Consider the following 19,667-nt stretch of genomic DNA (forward strand, 5'->3'; position numbering starts at 1 on the left):
GCCTCGCTCAAACACGGTTCGCACCACCGGCTGATACACACCCCGATTGAATCCGGGCAGACAGGGACAGCGCGGTGTGGTCGCCCTTCAAGGCTCTAAGAATGGTGCCCTCGTATGGGAGTAGCGTTGGTAAACCAGTCTCCCCCGGGGGCGCTACAACCAGCAGACCCTGGAACCGCAGCCTCCTGCACCACCCAGCCCTGGCCGCCTTAGACTCGGTGCATGCAAAGTCAAATCTGGTCGGTGCCTGGGGCGCCGGTGGAGGGGTATGTGTGGCCCGCCGCGCACGCACGCGGCGCGGTGTTGCTGGCCCACGGCTTCGGGGAATACGCCGGACGCTACGTGGAGCGCTATCACGCCCTGATTCCCACCCTGGTGGGGGCCGGCTTCACGGTGTACGCCTACGACCAGCGCGGCCACGGGCGCTCCGGCGGGCGCCGGGCGGTGGTGGATCTGACCCAACTGGTCGAAGACCATCTAAAGGCCAGAGAAGCGCTGCGCAGCCTGTCCGGGCCACTGTTTCTGCTGGGGCATTCGATGGGCGGCCTGGTCACGGCTGCCAGCGTGGCGCGCGATCCGCGTGGAGTGGCCGGGGTGGTGCTCACCAGCCCCGCGCTGCTGGTGGGGAAAAACGAGCGGCCCTGGCTCAAGCGGCTGGCGCCCGTGGTGGCGCGCGTGGCCCCGGGCCTGAAAACCACCGCGCTGCCCACCGGGGGCCTGTCGCGGCTGGCCGAGGAAGTCAGCGCCTACGAGGCCGACGAAACGATGTACCACGGACACGTGCCGGCCCTGACTGGCGCGAGCATGCTGCGCCTCAGCGAAAGCCTGTGGCCGCACTACGCGCGCTGGAGGGTGCCCACGTTGGTGCTGCACGGCAGCGAGGACCAGCTGACCGACCCGCGCGGCAGCCAGCGGTTCGCAGAGGCCATCGCATCCCCCGACAAGACCTTGCACCTCGTGCAGGGCGGCTACCACGAACTGCTCAACGACGAGCCACGTGAGGACATCCGCCGCCGGATCGTCGAATGGCTGCAGGCGCGGGTGCCACAGGAGGGGCAGAGCTGATGACCCGCTAAGGCCAGTGGCGCGACGTGAGGCGACGAGGTGTGGCCCTCCACCGCTGAAGAGGCACTCCAGCCCGGTGCTCCCCTTGCGGCGCTGTCCCTCCGCCCTGGCGATTGCTCAGTTCGCTCGTCAGATTGTGGTCAGATGAGAAGGTTCGTGTCTCCTGGCTTTCAAAAAACATCGTTCGGCACGATGTCCAAACAACTTGTTGTCAGCGGCGCTTTACAACGGGCTCAGCAAGCTCTAACCTCAGGGAATCACACAACGGAGGTGCTGTTCTATGCCGAGATTCACGCCGGTTCTGCTGCTGTCCCTTCTTCTTGCCGCCTGCTCCACAGCGCCCACCAGCGCCCCCGAGGCCCGCACCGCCCCCAAGACCCAGCCCGCCACGCTGATCATGCCCGACGGCACTCATCAGCAGGTGATGGGCTTCGAGCAGGACGGCTACCTGATGCTTGAAGAGGACATCATCCTGGCCGACCTGAGTGCCCCCAAGGAGCAGGGCACGTACGTGGTGGACACCCGTTACCGCTGGACGGGCCGCACGATTCCCTACACCTTCGCCAGCAACGTGCCCCAGGCCATTCGTGACCGCGTGGTGGCGGCAGCCGCCAACATCCGCAGCAACACCAACGTGATCGTTACGCCGCGCACGAACCAGAGCAACTACGTGCAGATCACGTACAACACCGGCACATCCTGCGCCTCCAGCCTGGGCATGGTGGGCGGGCGCCAGACCATCACCCTGGCTGACCGCTGCTCCACCGGCACCATCATCCACGAGTTCGGCCACGCCATGGGCCTGTTCCACGAGCAGACCCGTCCCGACCGCGACAGCTACGTGCAGATTCAGTGGAGCAACATTCCCACCGACTGGCACAGCCAGTACCAGATTCGCAGTGGTTCGCGCGGTTACGGCGCCTACGACTTCGATTCGATCATGCACTACCCCGCCTACTTTGACGGCAAGCTAGCGATCAAGCCGCTGAACAGCAGCATTGATCTGAACCGCATGGGCCAGCGCAACGGCTTTTCCACGATTGACAAGAGCACCATCAACTTCATGTACCCCCGCTGAGCAACGCGGAATACAGACCGCCTGGACTTCGGTTCAGGCGGTTTTTTTGTGGGGGAGAGAGGGTGGAAGGAGGCGGGCAGCTATGAAGCCCACCGCAGAGCTTGAGGGGTGGGCAGGTCTGGCGGTGCAGAATTCCCCTATCTCCCATGACACAGGCCGGGGCATAGCGTCCCGGCCTCCTCGTCCACACTTCACTCAGTCGGCGGCGCTTTTCACACCCTCACCCAGCAGATCAGGGTGCAGGCCAAAGTCCTGGGCGATCAGGCGGGCCGTCATCTTGGCCGACATCATCACGCTGGGCGTGCCGCCGCCCGGTTGCGCGCCCGCGCCCACGAGGTACAGGTTCTTCACGTCCTCGCTGCGGTTGTGTGGGCGGAAAAACGCACTCTGGGTCAGGCGCGGTTCCGGGCCAAACGCATTGCCCAGGTAACTGTCAAGCGTGCCCTCGAAATAGTCGGGGGTAATGAACTCCTGGTGCGTCAGGCGCTCGCGCAGGCCCGGAATGTAGCCGCGTTCGTCCAGAAAGGTCAGCACCCGGTCCACCAGCCGGGGCCCTTCCACCGACCAGTCAAGGCCGCTGCCGTTGTGCGGCACCGGAATCAGGGTATAGGCGGCGTGGTGGCCTTCGGGCGCCAGCGAGGGATCGGTCAGGGTGGGCACATGCAGGTACTGGCTAAAGTCCTGGCCCAGCACCTTGCGGCCGAAAATCTCGGTCAGCAGGGCCTCGTAGCGCGGCCCCAGGATGATGTTGTGGTGGCGCAGCCCCAGGTCCTCGCCGCTCTTGCGAAAGCCGAAGTAGATCACCACGAGGCTCATGCTCTGGCGGGCGGCCTTGACGCGCAGATCGCTGTTCACCAGCCGCGCGGGGGCGGGCACCCGTTTGAGGTAGGTATTGGCCCAGTCGCCGTTGCTGACCACCAGATCGGCGTGCAGCTCCTCGCCACTCTCCAGGCGCACCCCGCGCGCCACACGGCGGCCCAGGGGGCGGCGCACCGGGCGGCCCCGGTCATCGGTCACCAGCAGTTCGTCTACCCCGGCGCCGTAGCGAATCTGCCCGCCCAGTTCCTCGAACTTCTGCACAAAGGCCCGCACCAGCGCGCCCGTGCCGCCCATCACGTAGTGAATGCCCCAGGTTTTCTCGACGAAGTGAATCATGGCGTAGATGGCCGGCACCGACAGCGGGTTGCCGCCCACCAGCAGCGTTTCAAAGGAGAACACCTGCCGCAGCTTGGGGCTGGCAAAATACTTGCTGGTAAAGGAAAACAGCGTGCGTACGGCGTCGAGTTTCAGCAGGTCCGGCACCACCCGCCACATGCTGCCCATGTCGCCAAAGTGGGTGTAGCCCAGTTCCAGAAACCCACGCTCGAAAATGGCCTGGGCGTCGGCGTGAAAGCGTTCGTAGCCTGCCAGATCGTCCGGGGCCAGGGCCAGAATCTGGCGCCGGGTGTTGTCGGGGTCGCCGTCGTAGTCAAAGAACGTGCCGTCATCGAAGTAAATGCGGTAAAAGGGCAGGATGGGCACCAGCTTCACGTAGTCGCGGGTGCGGGGGCCGCCGCTGTCCCCTTCCTTGATCCGCGCGTCCGGGGCCAGCACATGAGGCGGGTAATCGGGGGTGGTCAGCCCGGCGGCGCCATGTTCCAGGGCAAACAGCTCCTCGATAAAGTGCGGCACGGTGATCACGGTGGGGCCCATGTCGAACACGTAGCCGTCCGGCGTGCGCTTCTGGTAAGCGCGGCCCCCGGGGCCGTCCAGGCGCTCCAGAATGGTGGTCTCAAAGCCCAGGCTCTGCAGGCGAATGCCCAGGCTCAGGCCGCCGAAACCGGCGCCGATAATCAGGGCCGTCTTGCGGCGGGGATGGGTGGGGGAGAGGGTGGTGGGGGTCATGGGCAGGATGCCTCCCGCTGGGGCATGGCCCCAGGCGACAGAAATAAAGTGAAGGATAGGGGCGTTAAGACAGCGGCGCGGGCGCGGCGCGCACTTCCCACCACGCCCGGGGCAGCAGCAGCAGTTTGCGGGTGCCACTCACGTGCGCCCGCCGCCCGAAGTTGTCGAAGTCACCGCGTGCCAGGTCATCCAGAATGCCCTCGTAGGCGCGGGCGGCGGCGGCCACCGCCAGTCGGGCCCGGCCGTTCAGGCAGGGAATCCCGGCGCGGCCCTCGGCGTACCACGTCCGGGCCAGTTCGGAGAGGTGGCGCATCAGGGCGCGGTACTCGGGGGTGACCTCGCCGCGTTCCAGGTCGGCGCGGCTCACGCCATACTCGGCCAACAGCCCGGCGGGCAGGTACACCCGGCCCCGGGTCAGGTCCTCGCCCACGTCGCGCAGGATGTTGGTCAGCTGCATGGCCTGACCCAGCTTCAGGGCGTGGTCCAGGGTGCGCTCGCCGCCCTCGTAGCCGCTGATGGGCGCGATCATAAAGCCCACCACCCCCGCCACCCGGCGGCAGTACAGGGTCAGGTCGGCCATGTCGCGGTACTCGCGCGATTCCAGGTCCATGCGCAGGCCCTCATGCAGTTCGGCAAAGGCCGAGAGCGGGATGGGGTAGGTCTGCGCGGCCCAGGCCAGGGCGGTGTCTATGGGGTGGGGCCCCGGCTGCCCGGCAAAGGCCGCCTGCATCCGCGCCCACCACGCGTCCAGGCCGGCGCGCGCCGCCTCGCCGCTGGCCTCGTCCACAATGTCGTCGCCGTCGCGGCAGGCGGCGTACACCGCCCACACCGCCCGGCGCTGCTGGGCCGGAAAAAAGCGCGAGCCCAGGTAAAAGGTTTTGCTGTGCGTGCGCGTCACGTCCCGGCAGTGCGCCACGGCCCGCTCTAGCGGCGGGGCACGGAGGGAAGAAAAGGTCGCGTCAGTCACGTTGGCTGTCCTTGAGCACCGAGTGTAGGGGGCGGGCGGGCGCGAAACGTCACGCATTCTTACAGAGTTCTTGCGGCTTGCCCGGGCCCCAGCTGGCCTCCCCCGGCCTTTTCGTAGCGCTCAAAGCGCACGGCCCCCTCGTTCAGGCCATGGATTAGGCGCAGCTCTGGCAGGGCGCGGGCCACCCAGGCGGGGTCGGGAAAGGTCAGGCCGCCCAGGGCGGGCCGGGCCAGGGCGGTCTGCAGGGGCCCGGCCGTGCGGCGCAGGTACATCAGCCACAGCTGCCCGCCGGGGCGCAGCAGCCGCGCCAGCTCGGCCAGCAGCCGGGCAGGGTCATGGGTTTCGTTCAGGGTGGCGCCCACGGTCACGCCGTCAAAGCTGCAGGCGGGCAGGCCGCTGGCTTCCAGATTCAGCTGCCGCCACTGGATGCCCAGCCCGCGCTGGCGCCGCTGCGCTTCTTGCAGCATGGGCGCGCTCAGGTCGGCGGCCAGCACCTCTGCGCCCGCGCGGGCCAGTACCCCGGCATAAAAGCCGCTGCTGGTGCCGGCGTCCAGCCACTGCTGGCCCGGCCCCGGGCGGCACAGGTCACGCAGCAGGGCGGCCTCGCGCGCCAGGGTCAGACCGGGGGCGCCGAGCAGCCGCAGCGACTGGGCGCGCCACGCGTGGTAGCCCCGCGCAGTCAGTGGCCACAGGTTGGAGCGCTGCGCCAGGGTCAGGTTCAGATTTTCTTGGTGCTGGGGCGGGCCTGGCATTGCGTTCATTATGCTGGGGGCGTCTGGCCCTGTCCGTGTGCAGGGCCGCGTTGGAGGGAAGTATGGAAGAACGCAAGAGTCTGGGTGGCGCGCTGGTGGAGGTTTTCGACGCCGGCGTGACCCTCGTAAAGGCGGAACTGAGCGCCGTGGCCCGCAAGGCCGGGCAGGTGGCCAAGGCCAAGGGGATCGGCGCGGTGTTGCTGCTGGCCTCCACCGGGCCGCTCATCATGGGGCTGATTTTTATCATCCTGGCCGTGTTCTACGGCCTGATGCGCCTGGGGCTGGGGGCCTGGGCCGCCGCGCTGTTGATCGCCCTGCTGAGCTTTGCCGTGACCGGCGCGCTGGTCATGATGGGCCTGAAGAAGCTGAGCGCCGAGGTGCCCAGCGATGAGCCCCGTTTCCGGAGGGAGCCTATGGACGACACCGACCACAGCGAGCCCAGAGGTGAGCACAGTGGGCCCCGCCCCACCGGCCCCCAGGGCAGTGGGCTGCACACCGCCCGCCCCACAGGCGACGCGCGCATGGGCGTGCCCGCCAGCCGCGACAACGCTGAGCGCGACGCCTACAACCCGAACGGCCCCCGCGTAGAGCTGCGCCGCGACCCCACCGAATACGCGGCGGGCGAAACCCGCGTGATGGGTGAACAGGGCGGCGTGGCCACCGTGCGCGTGGAGCACGGCACGGTCACGGTGCCGGTGTACGAGAGCAAGCCCGGCGGCGAGCCGCAGCACTACAGCAGCGGCCTGAACAAGCAGATTGACGGCAGCGAAGTGGGCAAGCCCGGCCATGGGCACGGCCACCACCATGACCCCAACCTGAAAGAGCCCGTGGTGCTCAAAGACGCCCCTGGCATCCCGGTGAGCACCGAGCCCACCTTCCGGGGCGACATGAAGCGGGGTGGGCGCTGATGGCCGCTGAACCCAGCCGTGTGTACATCACCGAGCGCGAGGAAGCCCGCGAGCGCCTGAAGGCCAGCGTGGACGCCCTGACGCGCGAGGCCAGCCTGCAGGTGAAGATGCAGCAGGAGCCCCTGAAGATGCTGGGCGGCGCCTCGGCGGTGGGGGCGGTACTGGGGCTGGTGGTGGGCCGGCAGTTCCGGCGCAGCCGCAAGATCTATGTGGACGCCCAGAGCCCCGTCAAGCATCAAAAGGCGCTCGTCAAGGCCCAGCAGAAGCAAAAAGGTGGCGGCGTGGGCGGCGCGCTGGTGGCGACCCTGGGCACCCTGGCCGTCAAGACCCTCACCGACAAGGTGATTGCCCCGCGCCTGGAAACCCTGGCCGAGAGCCTGATGGCCCGCGCCGGACAGCCGCAGGAGACCAACCCGGCAGGCAAGGCGTCTACAGCGGACAAGGCCCCCAGCAAAGCTCCGGCCACCGTCGGCACGGCGACCCTCAGCTACGCGCAGCAGGCCCCGGCCGAGCGCAGCGCGCCGCCCGCCATGGCTCCGCAGGCCCACGCCGGGCAGGTGCCCACCCCGCCCAGTCAGGTGCAGGCCAAGGCCGAGGGCAGCGCCATTGCACCCGAGGAAATGGCCAACCCCAACCTGCGCTGAACCCCCTGTCTTCTCTGGCCGCCCCGAACGTGGGCGGCTTTTTGATTGTGGTGCCGGGGGAATGCTAGCCTGCCGGGGATGAGCTGGGCCGCCGCTTCTGTTGCCGGGCTGCTGGGGGACGCGTGACCGCCGCGCGCAGCACCCGGCAGCGCGACGTGATTGCCCGCGTGCTGCACGACGCCGAAGGGCCGCTGGCCGTGGCCGACGTGCTGGCGCGCGCCCGCACCGATCTGCCCGCCCTGGGCGTGGCCACCGTGTACCGCACCCTGAAGCTGCTGACCGAACAGGGCCGCATACACCCGGTCACTCTGGACGGCGAAACCCGCTACGAGCCCAGCGGCAAGGGCCACCACCACCACTTCAGCTGTACCGCCTGCGGCCGGGTGTTCACCCTGCACACCTGTCCCGTGGCCCTGCCCAGCGGCACGGTCTACCCCGGCGGCTTCGTGGTAGAGGCCCACGAGGTGACCCTGTACGGCCGCTGCCCTGAATGCGTGCGCGGCGAAGCACCGGCTGGCTAAGCCCTGCTTGGCAAGTATGGGTGGGAGAGATACCCGCTTCATCGAGGTTTTGGTCAACCAAGGGTGCGGATAGGCCCAACAGTTCAGCTGGAGTGACTCGATGAACACGGCGCTTCTCTGTCCCCCTTCTGGGAGCCTGACAGAAGCTGGAACTTGGGGAGCGGCGCAGCAGAGGCAGTGAGCGTGCGCAGCGTTCCACACGACGTCTTCACCGCCTTCGCTTCGCTGGGGCTGAAGACTACCTGGGCAAGTGGTGAATGCTTGTAGAAATTTCAAGCACTTGCCCCAAAACAAGGCATGCCCTCTTCTGCCATGCGGATCTGAAACAACGGCAGTGCTGAGCGGGTCCAGGGGCAGCAACGGGTCAAAGCCGCAAGCCAGGAGAAAAGGGCCTGGGGAACCACTCTTTTCTTTGCGCTGGCTGCTTGGAGAAGCCAGCCGGCGCAAGACCACAGGGGATGCGCCGAGTCACCCTTTGACCTGTGCCGTAAAAAAGGGGCCACCGGGGCCCCTTCAATCCATCCAGACTTACTTCAACAGATCCAGCAGGCTGTTTAGGATATCTGTGTTCGCGGCGTTGAAGCGGTAGGGATTCACGTCGTCCTGACGGTTCAGGCGGTCCACCGCCGAGCGGCCACCCGGAATCAGCAGGTACAGCACCGCCTGTACGCCGCTCGCTGGGCTCCCGCCTGCCAGCCGGGTCTGCGAGGCCAGCATGCGCGCGCGGTCCTCGCGGCTGAGCATATTACTCTCCACCGCCCGGCGCTGCTCTGGGCTCAGGGCAGCCAGCAGATTGGTGATGGTCTGCTGCGCGATGTCGGAGCGCAGGGTGGGATTGGAGGACAGCGGCGCCAGCAGAATGCGCACCTTGAGCGCGGTATTGGGCGCCAGTTTCACCGTGCCGGTGCGCATCACCTCTCGCAGGCTCAGGTTCAGCAGCATCAGCCGCAGGACGGGGCGCTCGTTCAGGGCTGCCTGCAGCTGGGCCGCCGTCACACCCGCTGGGCTGGCGGGGGTGCCGGGGCGTGGGGGCAGGGTGGGGCCCGGCTGCGCCATCGCCGGAGCAAGCAACAGGCAGGATGTCAGAAGCAGGGCCAGCGCGCGCAAGGGTGCCATAGCGGCACTGTAGCCAGCCCCCCGGGCCAGGACCGGACACCGGCTTACCATCTGATGACCAGCTGATAAAACCAGCAGAAAAGTGAGTTGGCCGAGAGCAGAGGCGCAGCCAGCGAGCCTCGCAGGAAGAAAGCAGCACTCACGACAACACGGCTCTCCTCGTTGACAGAACCGATTCGAGCCGAGCAATGTGCGCCGCAGGAATACAGCCCTGAAGGCTTGGATTGAACACTCTGGCTCCGTTCGCATGGATTCACGAAACGGGCAGCATTCGTGCCAGCTCTTCTGCATTGGTACCCCGCACCATGCTCGCCCTGAGCCAGTCAGCCGCCTCCGCCTTGTGGTGTCCTCCACGGCAAAAGCCAGACTGAACCCATCGGGGCGCCAAACAGAAGGTCCCAGCCATCGCGGGCTGGGACCAAAAGCTCAGACTTTGTCTTTACTGCTCGGTGCGGAGTTTGCGCTGCATGGGGGTTTCTTCGGGGAAGATCACCAGTCCCTGCTGGGCCTGGAAGGTCTTGCTCACGCGCGGCTTGGCGGCCACGTTCTGGGCCTGCAGGCCGTTGAGGTTCTCGTACCACTTGTAGCCCTGCACGCTCACGCCGGCCGTCTGGGCCGCGCCCAGTACGGCGCGGTAACCCTGGTGGGCCAGCTGTGCGGCGCCCAGGTAATCCAGGGCGTCGTACTTGGCCTTGGCCTGGGTAAAGAGGCTGTCGGCGTTGACGACCACGCTGCCCACGCCGCTGGCCTTCCCGGCGCGGCGGGTCAGTTCCAGAATGGCGTTGGTGTTATTCAGGTAGGCAGCCGTCAGGTAGCGGTACTGGCTGTCCAGGTTGAACTGCCCGAAGGTGCGCGACAGGTCGTTGTAGGACATGATCGTGGCGCTCTGGTCCCCGGTGTTCACGAAGAAGAAGTCACCGCTGGGGCCGTACGACAGGTTCTGCTCGCTGTCATAGCCGTCGTGCGGGTGCGACAGGCTGAGGTGGTGGCCGGCCTCGTGCACCGTGGTGTCGGTAAAGCCGTAGCCCGCGCTGATCAGGTCAGGCGTCAGGAAGGAGTAGACGAAGCTCTGGGTGCCGGTTTCGCCGTCGTCGTAGGCGATGCCCAGCAGACCACCCTGGCTGTTGGTGCTGTCGTTGAACAGGTAGATGGGCAGGCGGTACTGCTTGGCGGGCGTGGTCTTGTACGCCTCGCGCAGTTCGCGCACGCCGTACTGGAACAGGGCCTCGCCGCTGAAGTCGGTGTAGTCGGGCGAGCAGATATCGTCGGCCTCTACGGGGAAGAAGCACTTGTAGACGTCCGCCAGGTTGCCGTCCAGGGGCGTTTCCTTGATGACCGTGCTGAACTTGGCGAACGGCTGCAGCACCGACACGCGGTCCTGAAGCAGCTGCGGCTTGAGCACCGTGGCGGGGGCAACGGCGCCCGCGCCCTGTTCCACATGGGTGTCCAGCAGAATCTCCTCAGGCATCTGCGGGGGCGTCAGCGCCGCGCGGTAGATGGGGCTGGGCGTAAAGAGCAGGTTGATGGCGGTGTAACGCGCCACCAGGGCGAGGTCTGGGCTGACCTTGCGCCCGAAGCCGATGCTGGCCTTGCGGGTGCCGTATTCCCAGATGGGCGGCATGCGGTAGTCGGGCGCGCCGTCACCGTCGGTATCAGGGTTGGTGATGTCAAAGGCGCGGGTCCAGGGATCGGGGTTGGCCGACAGGTCGTAGAACCACACGCGCTGCGCGGCGGCGCCCTGACGGGTGCTGCCCCCCCAGGCGATCAGGCGGCGGCTGCCACGTGCGCCGAAGACGGTGCCGGTATCGGTATCGGCGGCCGTGGCGCGGGTGTAGCTGTGGAACTTGAAGTCGGGGCGGTCAAACCAGTTGATGAAGTAGATGGTGTGCTCGCCGGGCTTAACGCCCACGCGGCCCACGTTGTCCGCCAGCCAGTTTTCCGTCTCCAGCGCGTCAATCTCGAGGTTGCCGGTGATGGGGCGGTTAATGTTGCCAGCCGGGGTTGCGCACGTGGGGTTCTGGGTGTTGGGGTCGGTCTGGCAGTTGTAACTGCGCTGCTGCACCGTCAGGTTCTTCTCGGTGCCCTTGCTCAGCAGGTACTTGAAGAAGTCGTCTTCAAAGGCCTGGTTGGCGAACACGTAGTTGTAGTCGAAATCGAAGGTGTTCCCCGTCTTCTCAATGCGGCCGTAGGCGCTGGGAATACGGTTGACCGCGTCGTAGGTCTTGGGCAGGGTCTGGGTAAAGTCCTGCGTGCTGATCTGGCGGGCGGTGGCCACCTGTCCGGGCAGCGTCTGGCGGTAGCCCACGAACACAATGTTCACTTTCAGCTTGGTGCGCACGGTGTCTTCCTGGCCGGGTTTCAGGGTCTGCAGGCGGCCAAAGTCCGTCTGGGTGCCGGGCGTGGGGGCCGGGGTGGGGGTCGGCTCGGGCGTGGGGGCCGGGGACGGGTTACAGGCCGCGAGCAGAGCGACGCTGAGCAGGGCGGTGGCCAGGGACAGTTTGCGCATGGGACTCCTCTGAGAAACAGCTCCAATGAATAAAAGGCGATCTGGCGCGTGTTCCGAAGACGTAAGGGGAAGTTGACGCGCGCGCCACTCATCCAATTTTCCGACGTTGCCCATCCTACCGCCTTTGGCGAGGGGGCAACAGCATCTCTGCTGCCTTTTGACTGTCGTTCCCCACGCAGTTGCAAGGTGGGTCAACAGGGCTGTCTGGACGCCCCTTCCTTTGGGTGCAGGCCCTGCCTTGACCCGCCCCTCCCCATGCCCTTACCCTGTCAGGCAGCTCCCGCGTGGAGCCAACACCCCCTTTAGAGCGCCCGAGAGACCTGGCTCGTAGACGGCGCGGCAACCGGACCTCATCACGTCACGGTGCCAAGGCCAGCCCGCAGGCGGGTCAACGATGACCGCCCGGTGGGACCAAGCGGGAAGGCTACGCGGACGATCACACGCTCAGCGCCCCTTCTCATTCGATTCAGAGCAGGGGCGCGCGCCTTTTTGACCCGGCGCGCCTCCATCCCCACCACTCCCTGAGGAGGCGTTTGTCATGGCGCACCGATTCGAAACGTTGCAGGTTCACGCGGGCCAGAAACCCGATCCCACCACGGGCGCGCAGCAGGTGCCTATTTACCCCACCAACAGCTACGTGTTTCCTTCCCCGGAGCACGCCGCCGACCTGTTCGGCCTGCGGGCCTTTGGCAACATTTACAGCCGCATTCAGAACCCCACCAACGCGGTGTTCGAGGAACGGATCGCGGCGCTCGAAGGCGGGGTAGGCGCCCTGGCGGTGGCCAGCGGACACGCCGCGCAGTTTCTGGCGATCACCAACCTTGCCCAGGCTGGGGACAACATTGTCTCCACGCCCAACCTGTACGGCGGCACCATCAACCAATTCCGCGTGACCCTGAAACGGCTGGGCATTGAGGTGCGCTTTACCAGCCGCGAGGAGCGCCCGGAAGAGTTTGCCGCCCTGATTGACGAGCGCACCCGCGCGGTCTACCTGGAAACCATCGGCAACCCCGCGCTGAACGTGCCTGATTTCGAGGCGATTGCCGCCGCCGCCCACGCACAGGGCGTGGCGGTGGTCGTGGACAACACCTTTGGCGCCGGCGGTTACTTCTGCCAGCCGCTGAAGCACGGCGCGAACGTGGTGCTGCACTCGGCCAGCAAGTGGATCGGCGGGCATGGCAACGGCATCGGCGGCGTGATCGTGGACGGCGGCAACTTTGACTGGGGCAATGGCCGCTATCTCCTTTTCACCGAGCCGAGCCCCAGCTACCACGGCCTGAACTTCTGGGAAACCTTTGGCGAGGGCAACGCGCTGGGGCTGCCCAACGTGGCCTTTGTGATCCGCGCCCGCACCGAGGGTCTGCGCGACCTGGGGCCCACCCTGGCCCCGCAGCAGGCGTGGCAGTTCCTGCAGGGCCTGGAAACCCTGAGCTTGCGCGCCGAGCGCCACGCCCAGAATGCCCAGGCGCTGGCTGGCTGGCTGGCCGCCCACCCCGACGTGGCCCGCGTCACTTACCCCGGCCTGAGCAACCACCCCCACTATGACCGCGCCCAGCACTACCTGCCGCGCGGCGCCGGGGCGGTGCTCACCTTCGAACTGCGCGGCGGGCGCGCGGCCGGCGAGGCATTTATCCGTTCGGTGGCCCTGGCCCAGCATGTGGCGAATGTGGGCGACACCCGCACCCTGGTCATTCACCCGGCCAGTACCACCCACAGCCAGCTGGACGAGGCCGCGCAGCACGCTGCCGGGGTCACGCCGGGGCTGGTGCGCGTGTCGGTGGGCATTGAGCACATTGACGACCTGCGCGAGGACTTTGCCCAGGCGCTGGCCGCCGCGCTGGTCGAGGGCGACGCCCTGGAGGCCGCCCCCGGAGAGGAGGCGTGACCGCCCTGCCTCGCCCCGCCCCCCTGATCCCCCCGCCCCTGGCCCCAGAGGACAGCCCCGAGCGATGTTCCCCGGCCCCCCGGCGCCAGACCGCGCGCCTGTTCCGGGACGCCCCGCTGCTGCTGGACTGCGGCCTGCCCGTGAGCGACGTGCGCGTGGCCTATCACACCTACGGCGAGGCGCGTGAAGAGGCCACGTTGGTGCTGCACGCCCTGACCGGCACCAGCGCCGTGCATGAATGGTGGCCGGATTTTCTGGGCGAGGGCAAGCCCCTGGACCCCACGCGTGACTACATTGTCTGTGCCAACGTACTGGGCGGCTGCGCGGGCAGCAGCAGCCCCGGTGAACTGCCCACCCTGCGCGGGACCGACGCGCCGCTGACCCTGCGCGACATGGCGCGGGCCGGGCGGGCCCTGCTGGAACACCTGGGCGTGCGCCGGGTGCGGGTGGTGGGGGCCAGCATGGGCGGCATGCTGGCCTACGCGTGGCTGCTGGAATGCCCCGATCTGGTGGAGCGCGCGGTCATCATCGGCGCGCCCGCGCGGCACTCGCCCTGGGCCATTGGCTTAAACACCGCCGCGCGCGGGGCCATCCGCGCCGCGCCCGGCGGCGAGGGCCTGAAGGTGGCGCGCATGGTGGCCATGCTCTCCTACCGCAGCCCGGACAGCTTCGCCCAGACCCAGAGCGGCCTGCGTGCCCCAGGGGTGCCCGCCATCACCTCGTACCTGCACCACCAGGGCGAGAAGTTGCAGGCCCGCTTCTGCGAGCGCACGTATCTGGCCCTCACCGGGGCGATGGACGCCTTTCAGCCCACAGACGCCGAACTGCGCACCATCCAGGCGCCAGTGCTGGTGGTGGGGATTGCCAGTGACCAGCTGTACCCGGCCGCCGAGGTCGAGGCCTACGCCCGGCAACTGCCACACGGCACCTACTGGCAGCTGGACAGCGTACACGGCCACGACGCCTTTCTGATGGACCCCGGCGGCCTGCCGGGGCAGGTGGGGGCGTTTCTGGGCGGGGGGGCGGCATTGCCCTCGGCCTGACCGGGGGCGCAGGGGTGCCCCACAGACGCCACCCTCACGCTTGCCCCCCTGGCCAATGGGGGGCCCTCTCATGTTCCCGCTGGCGTTCTCAGGGCGAACCGGGCATAGTAGCAGGGTTGCAGCGGCGGCCCCTGGCTGCCCGCGCCCGAGGTGACCCTTGAGATACGTGCTGATCGCCATTGACCTCATTGGCCTGCTCCTGTTTACCCTGTACGCGACCCAGCAACTGCTGAGTGCCGTGCAGCGTCGTCTGCGGCCACCGGAGCGCGAAGACGGCGTGCGCCTGACCTTCCTGATTCCGGCGCTGAATGAGGCGCAGGTGATCGGCGCGACGCTGGCCAACCTGCGCGCCACGGTCCCTGGCGCCCGGCTGGTGGTCATTGACGACGCCAGCGACGACGACACGGCCGATATTGTGGCCCGGGTGGCGGCGCGCGACCCCCTGGTGACCCTGCTGCGCCGCCAGCCCCCCGAGGCGCGCCAGAACAAGGGCCGCGCCATGAACTGGGCGGTGCGCCATCTGGTCCAGGGGGGCTTTTTCCCGGAGGCCCAGGACGACGTCATCGTGGTGCTGGACGCCGACGGCCGGGTGGGCCCCGACTTTCCCCGCCAGGTGCGCGGCGCCTTTGCCGATCCCCACGTGATGGCCGCCCAGGGCTGGATGCGCTTTCGACAGACCGGCGCCCCAGCGGGCCTGCGCGGCGCGCTGGGGCGCACCCTGCTGCTCCAGCAGGACATCGAAGCGTTTATTACCGGCCACATCCAGCGCTACCGGCACCGGGGCGGCACCGCCTCGCTCACCGGCAACGGCCAGTGCATGCGCGTGAGCTACGTGGCCGACCAGCTGGCCCGTGGCGTGGACCCCTGGCCCGAAGTGCTGCTCGAAGACTTTGCCAGCGCCGTGGAGATCCGCCTGCACGACCCTGCGCACCGCGTGGCCGCCCTGACCGCGCACGTTAGCCAGCAGGGCCTGATTGAGGTGCCCGGGTTTATCCGTCAGCGGGTGCGCTGGACGCAGGGGGCCATGGAATGCCTGGCCTACCTGCCCCGGCTGTGGCGCCGCCCCGGGCCGCTGCTGACCCGGCTGGATTTCAGCTACTTCATTCTGGGCCCGTGGCTGAACGCCCTGCTGATCCTGAGCATTGCCAGCCAGGGCCTGCGCCGCGTGTTCGGCTGGGAGGGCCTGCCGCTGTCTCCAGCCGCTGGTCTGGTCCTAAGCGTGCTGCCGCTGCTGTTCCAGCTGAACTGGGCCGCGCGCTACTGCCTGGAGCGCCGCCTGCCCTGGATCATGGTGCCGGTGATTCTGCTGGGCTTGCCGGTGTATTCCTTCGTGCTGCTCACCAGCCTGCCGCTGGCCTACTTCAACCACTTCACCGGGCGCCGGGGCTGGTACAAGAGCGTGCGCCACGACGACAGCGAGCCTGAAGCCCCCGAAGACACGGCCCAGGCGGCCTACGCTGCCCAGGACCCAGACCTGTCCTTCCGCTGAGTCAGGGAAGAAAAGAGCGCGCGCCTTTGACCGGGCGCGCCTGTTTGTTGTAACGCGAGGGCGTAAACCCCGTTCAGCGCCCGCTCAACCCCGCTGAGCCCCTACTCCACCGGCTCGCCGCGCTGCAGCTTCACGGCGCGCACCAGATTCTGGTACATCAGGGCGCTGGTCAGAGGGCCCACGCCGCCGGGCACCGGTGTCTGGGCCTGCACGGGCAGATTGGCCTGGGCGTCGCCCACCACGCCGTCAGGCTGCACGTTGATGCCCGCGTCAATGACCACATGATGCGGCTGCACGTGCTCGGCGCGCAGCAGCCCCGCGCGGCCCACGGCCACCACCACGGCGTCCTGAGGGGTTAGCACCGTGCCCAGATTGCGCGTGTGTTCGTTGCACAGCGTCACCGTTACGCCCCGGTTGTTCAGCATGAAGGTGAGGGGCCGGCCCACCGTGCGCCCCGGGCCAATCACCGCCACCCGGCGCCCGCGCAGGTCGTCGCCCAGGGCCGAGCGCAGCAGAAAGCGCACTGAACGCGGTGTGGGGGGCAGCAGCGCCTCGCTCTCGCGCCCGGCGGCGATCAGGGCGAGGTTGGCGGGGCTCAGGCCCTCAATGTCCTTGCGGGCGGTCAGGCGCAGCAGGGCGGCGTCGGCGTCCAGGCCCGGGGCCAGGGGCAATTCCAGCACGATGCCGTGCACGTCTCCATCGGCCGACAGGTCATCCAGCGTGTCGTGCAGCGCGGCCTGGGTGGGGGCCTCGCCCAGGTCGCGCACGCTGAAGCGCACACCCAGACGCTGGGCCCGCCGGGCCTTGCTGTCCACGTACACCCGCGACGCCGGGTCGCCGGACGCCAGCACACTCACCAGATGCGGCTGGAACTCCCAGGCCCGCAGCGCGGCGCGCACGCCAGCGGTGACCTCGTCGGCCAGGGCCTTTCCGGCCAGGGAGTGGGGGGCGGCAGGGAGCTGGGCAGGGTCAGGTCTGGGCATGGGGGCGTCCGTTCAGGCAGGAGTGTACCCCGGGGCCCGCGCCAGAGGGGCGCACCTGTCAGGAATCCCCCCCCTGGGGATAGCGTGAACTGGTTCACAGCGGAACTGACCACCGGCCACTATGGTTTTGTTCGATGTCAAGCACTTCTGCCCGTCCCGCCCGCGCCCGCAGCGCCGAAGAAAAACACCAACGCCGCGACGATATTCTGCGCGCCGCCGAGCGCCTGTGGACCACCACCAGCTACGCCGAACTGAGCATGAATCAGGTCGCGCGCGAAGCCGGCCTGGCCAAGGGCACCCTGTACCTGTATTTCGACACCAAGGAAGAACTGTTCCTGGCGCTGCTGAGTGAGCACCTGCACCGCTGGATCGAGGCCACCGCCGAGCTGTTTACCGAGCGCCAGCCGCGCACGGCCGAGCAGGTGGCGGCGGTGCTGCTGCACCACGCCGAGCACCTGACCCCGCTGCGCCGCCTGCTGGTGCTGCTGGGCACGGTGCTGGAGCGCAACGTGCGCCCCGAGCTGGCCCTGGAATTCCGCCGCGACCTGGACCTGCAACTGCGCCGTCTGGTGGGCCACATGCCCTACGACGCAGAGACCGCCATGCGCGTGCTGCGCCACCTGTACGCCATGACCATCGGCTGGCAGCAGCTCAGCGAGTCTTTGCCCGGCACCGACCCGGTGACCGCTCAGCTGCGCTCGCCCCAGGACACCGACCTGTACGGCGAATTCGAGCTGGCCCTGCGCGCCATCCTGGGGCAGCTGACCCCGGCTGAGCCCCTGGCCGCCACCGCCAGCTGACGCCCGCTCCTTTCGGCCGCCGCTGGAATCGGTTACAACCTCGGTATCAACCAAGAGAACTGGCGCGCAGGGGAAACCCACGCGCCAGTTCTCTTGACCCCCACCTCTACCAGCCAAACTTCCCGGCCCCCGCCTGCCAGTTCAGGCGCAGGGGCCGGGTAACCGCATTCAGGTTCACCCCGGCCGCCGCACAGGCGCGCGCCGCCTGGGGGGGCAGCAGCGGCAGGGCGTACAGCGCGGCGCCCTGACGGGCGGGCAGGTAGGACACCCCCAGCGTCACCCCGCGCAGGCAGGGGGGCACGCTGCCTGGAAAAAAAGCCGCGTCCCGGATCAGGGGGATCAGCGCCTGTTCGGTGGCAGAGCGCAGGCCGCCCGGCCCCAGCCACGCGAAGGCGCTGCGCTCCTGGCACTGCCCCTGCACGCACCACTGGCGGCTCAGCACCAGCAGCGCCTCCTGGCCGCGCAGGTACGTGGCGGCCCGCACGGTGGTGAACACGCTGCCCTCGGGTGTCACGCTGTGCCCACGCCAGTCCAGAAAAAACGCGGCCTCGTCGCTCAGTCGGGTGGAAAAGAGATTGCGGGTGGCGGTCCAGTCCAGCCCTTCACGGCGGGCCAGGGCCAGCAGCGACTGTTCCCCAGGCACAGGCGCGAAGGTCTGCATGAAGGCCTGCAGCGCCCGCTCTGGCCCCAGGGCCGGTTGTGCCTGCGCGCCGGCCCCGGGGCCGCCCAACAGCGCCCCCAGCAGGGCCGCCGCCAGCACGCGCACCGGCCAGGGGGCGCGCTGGCCCACGTGGTGTCTTGAACCGCTAATCATCCTGTTCTCATTCTGCCGCAGCCGGTCGGTGAGGGGTGCCGGAAATCCGGCATCTGCACAGCGGGGCTGGCCGGTGCGGGCCAGCCGCGTATGCTGGCGCACGTGCGCGTTGTTCTGAAACTGGGCACAAGTGTCCTGACGGCCGGCACCGACCGCCTGCACCGCCCCCGGCTGGTAGACCTGATGCGGGGACTGGCTGCCGTGCGGCTGGCGGGGCATGAGGCCGTGCTGGTCACCAGCGGCGCCGTGCTGGCCGGCTGGGAGGCGCTGAATTTTCCGCCCAGAACCCGCACCCTGGCCGAAAAGCAGCTGCTGGCCGCCGTGGGCCAGGGCCGCCTGATGCACCTGTACGCGCAGCTGGCCGACCTGTATGGCCTCAGCGTGGCTCAGGTGCTGCTGACCGCCGACGATTTCCGCAGCCGCACCCGCTACCTGAATGCCCGCACCACCCTGACCGGCTGCCTGGCGCGCGGGGTGCTGCCCATCATCAACGAGAACGACGCCGTGGCCCTGGAACAGCTGAAGGTGGGCGACAACGACACCCTGTCGGCCTTTGTGGCCAACCTCGTGGAGGCCGACCTGCTGGTGATCCTGACCGACGCCCCGGGCCTGTACACTGCCGATCCCCGCCTTGATCCGCACGCCACCCTGATTCCGGTGGTGGAGCGGGTGACGCCGGACATCTGGGCGCTGGCGGGCGGCGCGGGCTCACACCGGGGCACGGGCGGCATGCACACCAAGATTCAGGCCGCCGAGATTGCCACCCGCGCGGGCACCCCGGTGGTGATTGCGCCCGGCGACGCCCCCGACGCCCTGGCACGCATCGTGGCGGGCGAGGCGCTGGGCACCCGCTTTCAGGCGCACGGCTCGCGCCTGGAGGCCCGCGGGCGCTGGATTCTGGCCGAGGTGGCCGCCGGCAGCCTGCACCTGGACGCGGGCGCCGCGCAGGCCGTGCGCGAGCGGGGCGCGAGCCTGTTGCCCGCCGGCATCACGGCGGTGGAGGGCCGCTTTGAGCGCGGCCACACGGTGCGCCTGCTGGGCCCGGACGGTGCCGACCTCGCCCGGGGGCTGGCCCGCTACGCCTCAGGGGACCTGACCCGCCTTGCGGGGCGGCACTCGCGCGATATCGAGGCGGTGCTGGGCTACTCCCACGGCCCCGAAGCGGTGCACCGCGACGATCTGGTGCGCCTGTAGCGCGCCTATACTGCCGGG

The 19,667-nt window shown here is 68.4% G+C and carries 17 protein-coding genes and 1 riboswitch; of the genes, 10 read left to right on the plus strand and 7 right to left on the minus strand.

The genetic code is table 11. From position 1 onward, the window contains the following. Positions 1 to 222: 222 nt before the first annotated feature. Positions 223 to 1,065: an alpha/beta hydrolase gene (locus KMW22_RS02040; RefSeq protein ID WP_221088330.1), complete on the plus strand. Its 843-nt coding sequence runs from the start codon at positions 223 to 225 to the stop codon at positions 1,063 to 1,065. Positions 1,066 to 1,345: 280 nt separating this feature from the next. Next, positions 1,346 to 2,143 (plus strand): M12 family metallopeptidase, encoded by a 798-nt coding sequence (locus KMW22_RS02045; protein ID WP_221088331.1) that lies wholly within the window; start codon positions 1,346 to 1,348, stop codon positions 2,141 to 2,143. A 195-nt stretch (positions 2,144 to 2,338) separates the two neighbouring features. Here the strand turns inward: KMW22_RS02045 and crtI are convergent, their stop codons facing one another. The 3 genes from crtI to KMW22_RS02060 form a co-directional block, all read right to left on the minus strand. Then, positions 2,339 to 4,027 carry a phytoene desaturase family protein gene (gene crtI / locus KMW22_RS02050; protein WP_221088332.1) on the minus strand — a complete coding sequence of 563 codons (1,689 nt, stop codon included), beginning with the start codon at positions 4,025 to 4,027 and terminating at the stop codon, positions 2,339 to 2,341. Between the two features lie 64 nt (positions 4,028 to 4,091). After that, a complete protein-coding gene (locus KMW22_RS02055; RefSeq protein WP_328774572.1) occupies positions 4,092 to 4,925 on the minus strand; it encodes a phytoene/squalene synthase family protein in 834 nt (277 codons plus the stop codon). A gap of 128 nt (positions 4,926 to 5,053) precedes the next feature. Beyond that, complete coding sequence (locus tag KMW22_RS02060; RefSeq protein WP_221088334.1) at positions 5,054 to 5,755, minus strand: class I SAM-dependent methyltransferase; 702 nt, start codon at positions 5,753 to 5,755, stop codon at positions 5,054 to 5,056. A gap of 53 nt (positions 5,756 to 5,808) precedes the next feature. Here KMW22_RS02060 and KMW22_RS02065 point away from each other — a divergent pair, with 53 nt between their 5' ends. From KMW22_RS02065 to KMW22_RS02075, 3 genes are all read left to right on the plus strand, one after another. Next, positions 5,809 to 6,654: a phage holin family protein gene (locus KMW22_RS02065; protein ID WP_221088335.1), complete on the plus strand. Its 846-nt coding sequence runs from the start codon at positions 5,809 to 5,811 to the stop codon at positions 6,652 to 6,654. Then, the gene (locus tag KMW22_RS02070) at positions 6,654 to 7,298 is read left to right on the plus strand and encodes a hypothetical protein (RefSeq protein ID WP_221088336.1); all 645 of its coding nucleotides are present in this window, start codon (positions 6,654 to 6,656) and stop codon (positions 7,296 to 7,298) included. Before KMW22_RS02065 ends, KMW22_RS02070 begins: the two co-directional genes overlap by 1 nt. 122 nt (positions 7,299 to 7,420) lie before the next feature. After that, complete coding sequence (locus tag KMW22_RS02075) at positions 7,421 to 7,819, plus strand: Fur family transcriptional regulator (protein ID WP_221088337.1); 399 nt, start codon at positions 7,421 to 7,423, stop codon at positions 7,817 to 7,819. Positions 7,820 to 8,347: 528 nt separating this feature from the next. On the opposite strand, the gene KMW22_RS02080 is transcribed toward KMW22_RS02075, so the two are convergent. Both KMW22_RS02080 and KMW22_RS02085 read right to left on the minus strand, forming a co-directional pair. Further along, positions 8,348 to 8,935: a hypothetical protein gene (locus tag KMW22_RS02080; RefSeq protein WP_221088338.1), complete on the minus strand. Its 588-nt coding sequence runs from the start codon at positions 8,933 to 8,935 to the stop codon at positions 8,348 to 8,350. 439 nt (positions 8,936 to 9,374) lie between these two features. Further along, positions 9,375 to 11,441 carry a zinc metalloprotease gene (locus KMW22_RS02085; protein WP_221088339.1) on the minus strand — a complete coding sequence of 689 codons (2,067 nt, stop codon included), beginning with the start codon at positions 11,439 to 11,441 and terminating at the stop codon, positions 9,375 to 9,377. Between the two features lie 295 nt (positions 11,442 to 11,736). Further along, positions 11,737 to 11,830, plus strand: a riboswitch (SAM riboswitch). 149 nt (positions 11,831 to 11,979) lie between these two features. Here KMW22_RS02085 and KMW22_RS02090 point away from each other — a divergent pair. From KMW22_RS02090 to KMW22_RS02100, 3 genes are all read left to right on the plus strand, one after another. Next, on the plus strand, positions 11,980 to 13,326 hold the full coding sequence (locus tag KMW22_RS02090) for an O-acetylhomoserine aminocarboxypropyltransferase/cysteine synthase family protein (RefSeq protein WP_221088340.1): 1,347 nt from the start codon (positions 11,980 to 11,982) through the stop codon (positions 13,324 to 13,326). Then, entirely contained in the window at positions 13,323 to 14,369 is a 1,047-nt protein-coding gene (locus KMW22_RS02095) for a homoserine O-acetyltransferase family protein (RefSeq protein WP_221088341.1), read from the plus strand. The genes KMW22_RS02090 and KMW22_RS02095 overlap by 4 nt, the downstream gene beginning before the upstream one ends. Before the next feature lie 166 nt (positions 14,370 to 14,535). After that, positions 14,536 to 15,858 (plus strand): glycosyltransferase family 2 protein, encoded by a 1,323-nt coding sequence (locus tag KMW22_RS02100; protein WP_328774573.1) that lies wholly within the window; start codon positions 14,536 to 14,538, stop codon positions 15,856 to 15,858. A 101-nt stretch (positions 15,859 to 15,959) separates the two neighbouring features. Here the strand turns inward: KMW22_RS02100 and KMW22_RS02105 are convergent, their stop codons facing one another. Next, on the minus strand, positions 15,960 to 16,841 hold the full coding sequence (locus KMW22_RS02105) for a bifunctional 5,10-methylenetetrahydrofolate dehydrogenase/5,10-methenyltetrahydrofolate cyclohydrolase (protein WP_221088343.1): 882 nt from the start codon (positions 16,839 to 16,841) through the stop codon (positions 15,960 to 15,962). Positions 16,842 to 16,975: 134 nt separating this feature from the next. On the opposite strand from KMW22_RS02105, the gene KMW22_RS02110 reads away from it, so the two are divergent. Beyond that, positions 16,976 to 17,641: a TetR/AcrR family transcriptional regulator gene (locus tag KMW22_RS02110; RefSeq protein WP_221088344.1), complete on the plus strand. Its 666-nt coding sequence runs from the start codon at positions 16,976 to 16,978 to the stop codon at positions 17,639 to 17,641. Between the two features lie 106 nt (positions 17,642 to 17,747). Here KMW22_RS02110 and KMW22_RS02115 read toward each other — a convergent pair whose 3' ends face one another. Beyond that, complete coding sequence (locus KMW22_RS02115; RefSeq protein WP_221088345.1) at positions 17,748 to 18,455, minus strand: hypothetical protein; 708 nt, start codon at positions 18,453 to 18,455, stop codon at positions 17,748 to 17,750. A 102-nt stretch (positions 18,456 to 18,557) separates the two neighbouring features. Here KMW22_RS02115 and proB point away from each other — a divergent pair, with 102 nt between their 5' ends. Beyond that, positions 18,558 to 19,649, plus strand: coding sequence for a glutamate 5-kinase (proB, locus tag KMW22_RS02120; protein ID WP_221088346.1), 1,092 nt, complete (start codon positions 18,558 to 18,560; stop codon positions 19,647 to 19,649). Positions 19,650 to 19,667: the final 18 nt, after the last annotated feature.

Origin of the sequence: Deinococcus aquaedulcis, assembly GCF_019693445.1 — a bacterium.
Taxonomy (GTDB): Bacteria; Deinococcota; Deinococci; order Deinococcales; family Deinococcaceae; genus Deinococcus; species Deinococcus aquaedulcis.

Coding starts and splice junctions, on each gene's coding strand:
- KMW22_RS02080 (WP_221088338.1), bottom strand. CDS start 8,935: ATGGCACCCTTGCGCGCGCTGGCCCTGCTTCTGACATCCTGCCTGTTG.
- KMW22_RS02040 (WP_221088330.1), top strand. CDS start 223: ATGCAAAGTCAAATCTGGTCGGTGCCTGGGGCGCCGGTGGAGGGGTAT.
- KMW22_RS02110 (WP_221088344.1), top strand. CDS start 16,976: ATGTCAAGCACTTCTGCCCGTCCCGCCCGCGCCCGCAGCGCCGAAGAA.
- KMW22_RS02105 (WP_221088343.1), bottom strand. CDS start 16,841: ATGCCCAGACCTGACCCTGCCCAGCTCCCTGCCGCCCCCCACTCCCTG.
- crtI (WP_221088332.1), bottom strand. CDS start 4,027: ATGACCCCCACCACCCTCTCCCCCACCCATCCCCGCCGCAAGACGGCC.
- KMW22_RS02070 (WP_221088336.1), top strand. CDS start 6,654: ATGGCCGCTGAACCCAGCCGTGTGTACATCACCGAGCGCGAGGAAGCC.
- KMW22_RS02065 (WP_221088335.1), top strand. CDS start 5,809: ATGGAAGAACGCAAGAGTCTGGGTGGCGCGCTGGTGGAGGTTTTCGAC.
- KMW22_RS02060 (WP_221088334.1), bottom strand. CDS start 5,755: ATGAACGCAATGCCAGGCCCGCCCCAGCACCAAGAAAATCTGAACCTG.
- KMW22_RS02090 (WP_221088340.1), top strand. CDS start 11,980: ATGGCGCACCGATTCGAAACGTTGCAGGTTCACGCGGGCCAGAAACCC.
- KMW22_RS02045 (WP_221088331.1), top strand. CDS start 1,346: ATGCCGAGATTCACGCCGGTTCTGCTGCTGTCCCTTCTTCTTGCCGCC.
- KMW22_RS02085 (WP_221088339.1), bottom strand. CDS start 11,441: ATGCGCAAACTGTCCCTGGCCACCGCCCTGCTCAGCGTCGCTCTGCTC.
- KMW22_RS02115 (WP_221088345.1), bottom strand. CDS start 18,455: ATGATTAGCGGTTCAAGACACCACGTGGGCCAGCGCGCCCCCTGGCCG.